We start from the raw sequence: 9,499 nt of genomic DNA on the forward strand, positions 1-9,499 counted from the left end.
CGGCATAATCCTCTTGGCTCCAGCCCTTCCCCTCCCGCAGGCTGCGCACATTCCGGCCGAGGCGAACGCGTATATCCACCGCCCGATAAAGAGACGGATGTGACTGATTGATCTACAGACGATCAGTCACATTGCAGTTGACATCATGGTTACAGGAAGCATCAGGGAAACGTCACTTATTGTCGACACTGATGATCCAACGGAGGGACACGAACGAAAAATGAAGAAAAATGAGCGCAATTGCCCCCAGTGCCGGAGCACCATCTCAAAGTCGGCGCATCTCTGCAAATATTGCGGCAAACGTTTCGACGATCGTGAAATTGTGGAACAACCGTCCCAGCGACCTGAATCAGACGAAACGGGTCCGATTTCAGCGCTGGGATGCTTCGGACTCCTCATCGGTGGCGTAATGCTCTTCAATCACTTAACCTCCGGCGAAGGCCGCACAGCGAACAGTTCTTCGACAACCGAAGCAACACAGCCCTATGCTGACCGAGGAAAGCAAGAAGCCTGGATCGCAGCGGCGCAGATCTCGGTCAAGAAGCGGCTGAAAGACCCCAGCAGCGCAGAGTTCCGGAACGTGCATTTCTACTCGGGCGGAAAAGCTGCAGTCGCGTGCGGCGAGGTAAACGCCAAGAACAGCTTTGGAGGATATTCCGGCTATGAACGGTTCGTGGCTGCGGGCTCGACCAATCTGGTCTTCCTCGAGTCCGATCTCGGGTCAAAGGCAGAAATGACCGAGGTCTGGAAGGAAATGTGCATAAAGGCACCGACCGACCAAGCTTAGAATTATGATTTGCCGCGCTGGTCACCAAGGTCGATTTGCCATGCGGACTCTTCGGATAGGTCGATTGTTGCCGTTGCGGCTGGTCAGAAGCCAGCGCCAGATACGGAGCTGATAGGCTACGAACTGACTGAAGCTATCGACTTGGTCATCGTGACGCCCGGCAGGAAATGCCTTGAGTTCGCTCCGGAAGGCCTCAAGCCAATGAGCTTCCGCGGGCAAGAGGAAATGCCCTGCCTCTACCTCACCCAGACAACCGACGAACCGCTCTTCCTTGGACGCGACCGGTTGGATCATTATAAGTCGGCGCTCGCTCGTGGCCCGCAGATCTTGATATAATGACAATCCGCTGGCCGCCCGTTCCATGATTACTGCATCCGACGCATATTTTTTCCAGAGGCGGAGCACGGCGCGCTTGAGATCGGGGTAGTCGAGGCGCTCGCGAAAAACATCGAGCAAGTACCATTTGAAGGTTTTGCGGTGGAACCCCCAAGTCAGACAAACTGATGGATCGCTGCTTGGGTTGGCAGTCATTCCGGTGTCCCAGCTCTGAACGATCTTCAGGAACTCGTGGCGTTCGGGAATCTCATGATAGGTACCGAACCATTCAAGACGGATCAGGTTACCGCCTGGCGCAACCGGATTCTGCTGATACTGCGCCTCGAAAACCGCTGGCCCCAGGTTGCGCCGGAGGTCTGCAAGTATGGCCTTGGTCTCGCGCGTTGGATCCAGCACATCACCTATCTCGCGTCGGTGCATTCTTCCCTCACCGATCGGTATGACTTCGTCTCGCACTGCAATCGCCGGCAAATTCAGATGTGGATAGCCCTTCTCGAGCATGTAGGCAGGAAGATCATCTTCATGAAGTCGCTGCTGGATTGAAATGATTTGTCCATTGGCCTTGTCATTGAGGCGGCTCTGAAGCGTGCCGTCGAACCAAGCCCGCACATCTTCTCGCATGGTTTGGCTGCGCGCGTCGTCAGCCTTCATGCAGTCATCGACAATAATGAGATCGGCGCCAAACCCCGTAGCCGCACCACCGACGGAAACCGCCTTCCTACATCCACCGCACGTCGTTTCGAGTTCGAGGGCGCGATTGCCGCGATCGCTGATGCGAGTGTTCGGGAAATCGCGCTTATACCATTCGCTCTCCATGATCCGGCGCGTGTCGTTCGAGTGCTGACGCGCAAGATCTTGGCTGTAGCTCGCTACGATTATCTTGAATCCCGGATCATGGCCGAGCAGCCAGGCCACGAACGCAACCGACGCGGTTATGGATTTCAGGTGACGCGGTGGCACGGTGATTACCAGCCGCGTCTTTCGCCCTCGGCGAACTTCTTCAAGCTCGTGACACATGGCTTGGATGTACCACGCAGGGTGGAGCGGCGGGTCTCCCGGATGCAGCGTCTCATAGACTTTCATCAGGAAAAGAAGGAGTTTTGTTCGGCGCAGCGCCGAGAGCCTTGCCTGCTCCTTCGGGCCGATCCTCATGATTCTCGTCCCAGCTGGAGGCGAATATCTTCGCGGAACATCTCGAGAATCTCGATGTCGGTCTGGGAGAGGTCATCCCCGCTTCCTGTGCCTTGTTCCGCCATTGGAGCATCGGGCACCGCAGGCCTGTAAAGATTGAGCAGCAATATTATTGCTCGGGCATTACCCTTCATTGCCAGCTCGACGGTCTTCTGGAGAACCGCCTCCATCTTGCTCATTCGCTTCTCGCCGTCCGGCGTTCGCACCCGAACCTTGGCCGTAAGCGTTTCGCGAGCGAGTGTGTTAATTCCTTTCGCGCCGCGAGGCCGGCCTTTGGGATTGCCCGATTGCCCGGGCTTATACTGACTAGCTTTTGGTGGTCGCTTATATCCCACCTCATAGTCGGGTGCTCTATAATCGGGTGCTCTCGACGTCGAAATTGGACGATGGCGCGGGGGCGGATTTACGGCAGATCGCTGGCCGTCATCAACTTTGCTCATGTTTCGTCTCCTGGGAGAATTTCTGTTCGCTCCATCCTGCAACGGAGCGGAGAGTGGTCAGTCTTGGCACCGTTCAGACGGCGCGACTGCGGGCAGGCGAGCTGCGGAAGCGTCCGCAAACGTTTCACCGGTATCAACAAGGATTGCTTGCTGACCGGAAGCTTCCTCCCAGCGCCGGATCGCTACATCGACGTAGCCTGGCTCCAGTTCGATTCCGTAGGCGCGGCGTTTTGTAAGTTCAGCGGCAAGGATGGTACTTCCTGACCCCATGAATCCGTCCAGAACTATCTCGCGGTGGTGGGTCACGTCTCGGATCGCATCAGCGATGAGAGCGACAGGCTTGACCGTGGGATGATCGGCGAGATCTTCGTCACGCGATCCCCCGAAGCTGTTGGCACCAGGATAATCCCACACATTAGTGCGGTAGCGGCCATGCTTTCCGAGCTGCACATTGTTGGTATGGGCCGCCTTACCCTTGCGCGCTATCAGCACCAATTCGTGCTTCGAACGATAGAGCGACCCCATCCCGCCGTTGCTCTTGTTCCAGACGCAAAGGTTGAGCGGCGTCAATCCATTAATCCGGACCGCTTCGAAGAGTTCAGAAAGATGGCGCCAATCCATGAATAGGTCGAGGACGGCGCCGTCTTTGAGGTGCACGGCCGCGCACCTAAAGGCAGTCGCCAAGAAGGCTGAAAACTCCTCTGAAGACATCTCCCCCGAAGCCTGCGCGAACTCGGCATGCTGATGCTTCCCCAGCCCGGACACATTGCCTTGGATGCGGACGTTGTATGGCGCATCGGTGAACAGCATTTGGGCCGTTTCGCCGGCCATAAGTCGATCCCAATTAGCTGCATCCAAGCTAGAGCCGCAAAGAAGACGATGGACGCCAAGACCCCACAGGTCGCCGACACGACTGACCGGTTGTTTTGGAAGGCTGGGTATTACATCGACTGGATTGGATTCTGAGGTCGATTCATCGCGATGGTCCATCATGACATCGATCTCAGCCGTCTCCCAGCCAATCATCTCGACGTTCACATCGCCAATTTCGATAATTTCGGCGAGCTCAATCGCGAGAGTAGACTCATCCCACGATGACAATTCTGCCAAACGATTGTCGGCGAGACGGTATGCCCGAACTTCCGACGCAGTCCATTTGTCAGCGACGAGAACGGGAATCTCAGCAAGGCCTAAACGCGACGCGGCTTCAACCCGCGCTTGGCCCGCGATAATCGTTCCTTGACCATCGACCAAGACCGGCAACGCGAATCCAAACTGGTTTATCGAAGCCATAAGCTTCACGATTTGCTTCTCGGGGTGTTTACGCGGATTATTTGCGTACGGCTTCAGCGAGGCCGGTCGACGATATTCGATCGGGCCAAGCCTCTGATCGAAATTGACCAGCGACGGCGTCTGCGCCTGAGGCAATGTAGCGATGTAAGTCATGTCTGCTTCCTGGCTAGGCCAGCAAGAGCAGCAGGATGCGAAGTTGACGCCAAGCAGCTGGACAACAGACAACCTGCCCCGCTTGCGCGTGGCCGAATGAACGTTGCCTTTTTTCGTGCTGCGCTCGGGACCCGGCCCAAACATTCTGCGTCAAAAAGACGCCGGAACCATACATCGCGGGGATATGGAATCAATCATTTTTGGAAATTACGGCGAGAAATTTTGCGCTGATCTGCGGACGAATGAGGAGGAATTCGCTGCTGTGGCGACGCAAATTCCCTGTTTTTAAATTACGGAATTCTGTTGCTAAAGCGTCGGATTTCGAACGCTTCTGACACTCTCCCACGCAGCCGAAAGGCGGCTACCGGCGGTCTTCGCTGTTAATTCCCGAGGATCAGGGAATGTTGAGCAGAGAGCGGTTCGCGTCTGACTACCTGCACCGCCAAGTCTTTGATTTAATTAGTTTTTATGCGCCGTTACAGCCAAAAACTCCAGTTGCTCCTGCCAAGATAACGGCAATTTTGGATGCCGCAGCAAGTCGGGTCCCAGATGGTCTGGTAGCGTCCCTGCGAAAATAGCTTCCACAACGGCGGGTGCGAGGAAGTTCAGACGCACCATCCGAGAAACCCAGGAAGGGTTGAGTCCCTCTCGCCGCGCAATGTCGGCAATACGGATGTCCCCGCTTTTGAGCTCGGACCACCATTCGCGAGCCTTCACAATATGGCGCGCCAATTCGAGATTTGGCTTCGCCCGGTTGGGCGAACGCCCATTTTGTTGAACCAACCGGACCGCTTTGCCTGTCCGCATTGTCCTCGCCGCCGCTTGCAATGCGATCGTGTCATCATGGGGGACACCTGCGATCGCCAGGCCATTTAGGAGCGCCGACACATCGAGTTGAACCTCAACGTATGATGAGCCGATGATCACTTTTCGAATGAGAGACCTGACCGTGAAATAGTCACGCTGATCGACCGCGGCTAGCATGGCTTGCGCTCTGGGCTCGAGGCCCGCGATATCGGACGGGCGCAGTTCGACGTCCGCCTTGAAAAGGAGAGCGAACGGATCCTGAAGTTCTTCGCAAATTAGTTGAGAGACCGCCGCGTCCAGCTCTCCGTTGGGAATTCGCATCGGATTCCCTGGCACGCCCGCATCCGAAGCCTGATCAACCACGTAGTAGCGATACCGCTTTCGTCCCTTGCAGGCATGATTCGACTTGAAGCGCCTGCCGTCATCGGTCTCAACCAACCCGGCGAGCAATATCGCGTTCGGTCGCTTGGTCGCGTGATAACCCTGCCGGTTCGTTCGTAGCAAATGATGCGCGGCGTTCCATAGCTCAGCCCCGACAATTGCGTCGTGCTGACCCTCGTACAACTTCTCATGGTGCGCAATCTTGCCCCGATAGACCGGGTTAGAAAGTATCTTGTATAACTGGCCGCGCGAGAATTTTCCGCCGCCCGTTTCTCGACCTGAGAGAGCTATCCGCCGTGGCAACCGTATCTGCTTTCGATCCAGTTCATACTCGAGCAAGCGCACGTTCCCGGTTGCCACATAGCGCTCGAAAATCTCGACGATCAGCTTGGCGTGGGCATCGACGATCTTCAGGCTACGTCCAGCAGGCTCGTAACCCAAAGGCGGATTTCCGCCCATCCACATTCCCTTGGCCTTAGAAGCTGCAATCTTGTCGCGAATTCGCTCTGCGGTGATTTCCCTTTCGAACTGGGCAAAAGACAGAAGCATGTTGAGCGTCAAACGTCCCATGCTCGTCGTCGTGTTAAACGATTGCGTGACCGATACGAAGCTGGCCTCAGACGCCTCCAGCACCTCGACAAGCTTCGCAAAATCCAGCAGCGAGCGTGTAAGCCGATCAATCTTGTGGACAACCACGATGTCCACCCTTCTCGCCTTTACGTCTGCCAGAAGCGCCTGCAGCGCGGGTCTCTCGAGAGACCCGCCAGAAAATCCGCCGTCATCATAGCAGCGCGGTATCAATACCCAGCCATCGGCCGCCTGACTCTTGATATATGCAGTGCAGGCCTCGCGCTGCGCGTCGAGCGAGTTAAAATCTTGGCCAAGCCCCTCGTCGGTCGATTTGCGGGTATATACAGCGCAGCGCAGCCGCTTCATGCAGCTGCCGCTTTCTCAGTAAGACCGAAAAACGCCGGCCCAGACCACTGCGTCCCCGTGATCGCCCGAGCAATTTCGCTGAGTGACCGCCAAGCGCTCTTCTGCCAAATCAGGCTGCCGTCGGCGTCCACGACAACCACATGCAGGCGTCCCTTCCATTCTCTGACGAGACGCATTCCTGGTTGAAGCGTCAAACTAAATGTCTTCCCGCGCGCAAGATAATCGAGCCGCCGATTTACCTCCCGCGACAAATCTCCAAACCTAGACTTTTGCATTTCGAACGCGATCGCCAATCGCAATACAGTAGCACTCACCTTCGGCACGGGGTCACCATACGACGCCTGCCATTTCTTCCGCAGAGCAGGCAATGGCATCTCAGCTAGCAACTCTAGGTCAGAATATACTGCATAATCCGTTGCGCTCTCTCGTCCATGATTTTCAATCGGTCTCTTTTTCATAGACAAGGCGATCGCTCGCCCCGCCTCACAAGTCGAGTGCAAAAATACTTTTCAAACACAATAAAAAAATATTTCCATATAGCGCAGATTCTGTGAGAATATTTAATCACAATCCTCGTCTATAACTATCTTATAACTGGACTTGATTCAGCATTCGAGCATTCATTATGGAATGAAACGCGAACCACATATCGAATGCGCTCCGGCACGCGGATTGCTCAACCTCGCGCTGATCGCCGCTGAAGATGCCGCAACGATTGCGGCGTTTCCGCCAGCTGACGAAGCTGGCGCCGACGTCTCCCAACTAATTGAGCTGGGGTATCGGATAGCAATTCTCGCAGAAGCAATTGAAGCGCTACGCTCGCCGATACAGTAGCCGCGATTTTGGCCGACCAACGATGGCGAAGAATTCGCCTAATCCAGCAAACGCCCCGGCGCGATCTCAAACGGCTTGGCAAGTTTCTCGATTACCGTGGCTGTTGGGTTCCGCCGTCCTCGCTCGATGTCGCTGACATAGGTGCGGTGGATGTCGGCGCGGTCAGCATAATCCTCCTGACTCCAGCCTCGCTCTTCCCTGAGGCTTCGAACATTCCGACCGAGGCGAACGCGTATATCCACGCCCGATTAAAGAGCGCCATGTGACTGATTGATCTACAGACGATCAGTGACAATGAACTTGACTTGCCGCTCTCACAGAGCACTAGATGCGTCACTGATCGTCGACACGCAATTGGGCAGACGACCGCGATGGAGGGTATATGAAGCTGGCGTTGGTTTTGGCGGCGGGAAGCGTATTGATGCCACCTGTTGCGCATGCACAACCATGCGCATCCTATGTTGGGCAGGTCGTTGCGCCGCGAGATATTGACGACGTCATGGCTCCGTTTCGGGCGATCGGTGAGAAAGGCGAGTTCGAAAGTACCGACCAATATAATAGCCGGAAGAGCGCAGCGATCGCGAAGCTCGGTGGAACCCTGATTGTTCGAAAGGCGCCGGAGGACCGGAAGCACCTGCTCTACGACGCCGATGCCCAGCAGCTCAACATCGTCTCCTACGCCTTCCGGAATCTCGGATTCAATGCCGACGCGCTCTTTGGTCCGGGCGCCCCCTATCCCGGAGTCATGGAATCGAGCTACCTCAATATCGATGTCGTCATCAAAGAAGACGAGACTGTCACCGGCTCTTATTCCGCATCCAATTCCTACGGAGCTAAGACCCAAGTCTCCAAGATATTCCGGCGTACGCGCGGGATTTTCGAATCCAAAGCGGTGTACGGTAAGGACGCGCTCTTCCCGGCGGCGCAGAACGGCAGCAACATCGCCGGCAGCATTCCGATGTCGCCGCAGGATGCGATGCGGCTAAAGCCTACGCTTCAACTCGCATTCGTGGTCGCGCCCAAGGCTCCCTATTATCTGAGCGCCCTCTATGACTACCCGTCGACACCAACGATTCGGAACCCGCGCGAGGTCAAGAACGAGGTGTCCGCACTGATCGCCGACATTCAGTGCGGTCTCGTGCTCGATCCTACCAACATCGTTCTCGGGGGCTTCGAGACGCGATAGATCACCGTCGCTTCGCAAAGTCAGCTTCGGTCAGCAATCTTCCGGTGTCGACGGCAGCGAGGAACTGAACGATGCTATCGACTTGGTCGTCATGCCGAGCGTGCGGAAAGCTGGCGAGTTCATCTTCGAACGCCTTGAGCCAGGGAGCCTGTCCGGGAACCCAGATTTCCCCACGCTCCAATTTGGGTGACTGCTGGGAAGCACGATCCTGCTTCGAGCCCACGGGTTTCAGGTCATAAATCCAGTTGTGCCGCTGAAATCGAAGGTTCTGGTACAGGCTTATGCCAGCCCCCGCCTTTTCAACAATCACGAGATCGGCGCACCACTTAGCCCGTAGCGCGAGAACGGCCTTTTCTAGCTCGGGGAAGGAGAGCCTCTCCCGATAGATGTCGAGCAAATAGCATTTTTTCCCCGACAGCGCCCAGGTCGAACAGACGCTGTAGTCATTATGATCGTTCAGTTCGTATGCCGTATCCCAGCTCTGGAATATTCCTTGAACCTGATATGGCGGTGGACGCTCGTCAAATCGTTGCAACCATGCAAGTTTGAAGATCGCGCCTCCGGGTGGCAGCGGCCGCTGGTTGTACTGGGCCTCAAAATCCTGCTCTCCCATTTCCGCACGGAGGCGCGAAATCGTTTCATCTGAAAAGCGGGCATCGTGCAGAATGTTTCCGGCAGGACGTTCAACCTGCCGCATCGGAGCGACCTCGATATATTGCTCGCGATCCACAACCAGGGGTAGAACAAGCTCGTCCCATCCTCCGGCATCAAGGAGCCGCCCCGGCAAGTCTTCCATATGAAGGCGCTGCGCAATCACGAGAATGCAGCCCGTTTTGGGATTATTCAGTCGGCTGGTGACAGTGTTACGATACCAATCATAGGCACCATCTCGGGCAACCTCGGAATAGGCGTCCTTCGCCTTGATAGGGTCATCGATGATGATGAAGTCACCGCCGCGGCCCGTCAGCGTACCGCCAACGGACGGGTCGCGTCCGTCAAGGTGGTGTAATTTCGGCTGTGGCCGTGGGCCATCGTCAGGCGGCTTTGGCGGTGATGTGTAGGGGCTGATTTTCCTCCTCGATCATGGGTTGGTTGAGTTCGGCCATGCCTTCGATCTGCATGTATCGGTGCTGGAGCTGCCACTCGTCGTTCTGC

Annotated in this window: 11 protein-coding genes; 4 read left to right on the plus strand and 7 right to left on the minus strand. The window is 56.0% G+C overall.

Going from position 1 to position 9,499, the window contains the following annotated elements:
• Positions 1–145: 145 nt before the first annotated feature.
• Complete coding sequence (locus STE01S_RS20610) at positions 146–787, plus strand: hypothetical protein (RefSeq protein ID WP_162928365.1); 642 nt, start codon at positions 146–148, stop codon at positions 785–787.
• Positions 788–808: 21 nt separating this feature from the next.
• Here STE01S_RS20610 and terL (STE01S_RS19250) read toward each other — a convergent pair whose 3' ends face one another.
• The 5 genes from terL (STE01S_RS19250) to STE01S_RS19270 form a co-directional block, all read right to left on the minus strand.
• Complete coding sequence (terL, locus tag STE01S_RS19250) at positions 809–2,275, minus strand: phage terminase large subunit (protein ID WP_062770851.1); 1,467 nt, start codon at positions 2,273–2,275, stop codon at positions 809–811.
• Positions 2,272–2,754, minus strand: a complete 483-nt coding sequence (locus STE01S_RS20615; RefSeq protein ID WP_162928366.1) for a DUF5681 domain-containing protein — start codon at positions 2,752–2,754, stop codon at positions 2,272–2,274. Before STE01S_RS20615 ends, terL (STE01S_RS19250) begins: the two co-directional genes overlap by 4 nt.
• Before the next feature lie 57 nt (positions 2,755–2,811).
• Entirely contained in the window at positions 2,812–4,200 is a 1,389-nt protein-coding gene (locus STE01S_RS19260; protein WP_082813447.1) for a site-specific DNA-methyltransferase, read from the minus strand.
• Between the two features lie 459 nt (positions 4,201–4,659).
• Entirely contained in the window at positions 4,660–6,324 is a 1,665-nt protein-coding gene (locus STE01S_RS19265) for a recombinase family protein (RefSeq protein WP_062770855.1), read from the minus strand.
• Positions 6,321–6,782, minus strand: coding sequence for a DUF2924 domain-containing protein (locus STE01S_RS19270; protein WP_082813448.1), 462 nt, complete (start codon positions 6,780–6,782; stop codon positions 6,321–6,323). Before STE01S_RS19270 ends, STE01S_RS19265 begins: the two co-directional genes overlap by 4 nt.
• A gap of 172 nt (positions 6,783–6,954) precedes the next feature.
• Between STE01S_RS19270 and STE01S_RS20620 the strand changes: the two genes are divergently transcribed.
• A complete protein-coding gene (locus tag STE01S_RS20620) occupies positions 6,955–7,158 on the plus strand; it encodes a hypothetical protein (protein WP_162928367.1) in 204 nt (67 codons plus the stop codon).
• A 38-nt stretch (positions 7,159–7,196) separates the two neighbouring features.
• On the opposite strand, the gene STE01S_RS19915 is transcribed toward STE01S_RS20620, so the two are convergent.
• Positions 7,197–7,400 carry a helix-turn-helix domain-containing protein gene (locus tag STE01S_RS19915; protein ID WP_082657356.1) on the minus strand — a complete coding sequence of 68 codons (204 nt, stop codon included), beginning with the start codon at positions 7,398–7,400 and terminating at the stop codon, positions 7,197–7,199.
• A 140-nt stretch (positions 7,401–7,540) separates the two neighbouring features.
• Here STE01S_RS19915 and STE01S_RS19275 point away from each other — a divergent pair, with 140 nt between their 5' ends.
• On the plus strand, positions 7,541–8,344 hold the full coding sequence (locus STE01S_RS19275; RefSeq protein WP_162928368.1) for a hypothetical protein: 804 nt from the start codon (positions 7,541–7,543) through the stop codon (positions 8,342–8,344).
• A gap of 1 nt (position 8,345) precedes the next feature.
• Here STE01S_RS19275 and terL (STE01S_RS19280) read toward each other — a convergent pair whose 3' ends face one another.
• Positions 8,346–9,140, minus strand: a complete 795-nt coding sequence (gene terL / locus STE01S_RS19280) for a phage terminase large subunit (RefSeq protein ID WP_062770861.1) — start codon at positions 9,138–9,140, stop codon at positions 8,346–8,348.
• On the opposite strand from terL (STE01S_RS19280), the gene STE01S_RS20625 reads away from it, so the two are divergent.
• Complete coding sequence (locus STE01S_RS20625; protein WP_062770863.1) at positions 9,141–9,353, plus strand: hypothetical protein; 213 nt, start codon at positions 9,141–9,143, stop codon at positions 9,351–9,353.
• Positions 9,354–9,499 lie beyond the last annotated feature (146 nt).

Source organism: Sphingopyxis terrae subsp. terrae NBRC 15098 (assembly GCF_001598815.1).
GTDB classification, from domain to species: Bacteria; Pseudomonadota; Alphaproteobacteria; order Sphingomonadales; family Sphingomonadaceae; genus Sphingopyxis; species Sphingopyxis terrae.

Coding starts and splice junctions, on each gene's coding strand:
- STE01S_RS19275 (WP_162928368.1), top strand. CDS start 7,541: ATGAAGCTGGCGTTGGTTTTGGCGGCGGGAAGCGTATTGATGCCACCT.
- STE01S_RS20610 (WP_162928365.1), top strand. CDS start 146: ATGGTTACAGGAAGCATCAGGGAAACGTCACTTATTGTCGACACTGAT.
- STE01S_RS20620 (WP_162928367.1), top strand. CDS start 6,955: ATGAAACGCGAACCACATATCGAATGCGCTCCGGCACGCGGATTGCTC.
- STE01S_RS20615 (WP_162928366.1), bottom strand. CDS start 2,754: ATGAGCAAAGTTGATGACGGCCAGCGATCTGCCGTAAATCCGCCCCCG.
- STE01S_RS19265 (WP_062770855.1), bottom strand. CDS start 6,324: ATGAAGCGGCTGCGCTGCGCTGTATATACCCGCAAATCGACCGACGAG.
- STE01S_RS20625 (WP_062770863.1), top strand. CDS start 9,141: ATGAAGGCGCTGCGCAATCACGAGAATGCAGCCCGTTTTGGGATTATT.
- terL (WP_062770851.1), bottom strand. CDS start 2,275: ATGAGGATCGGCCCGAAGGAGCAGGCAAGGCTCTCGGCGCTGCGCCGA.
- terL (WP_062770861.1), bottom strand. CDS start 9,140: ATGGAAGACTTGCCGGGGCGGCTCCTTGATGCCGGAGGATGGGACGAG.
- STE01S_RS19270 (WP_082813448.1), bottom strand. CDS start 6,782: ATGAAAAAGAGACCGATTGAAAATCATGGACGAGAGAGCGCAACGGAT.
- STE01S_RS19260 (WP_082813447.1), bottom strand. CDS start 4,200: ATGACTTACATCGCTACATTGCCTCAGGCGCAGACGCCGTCGCTGGTC.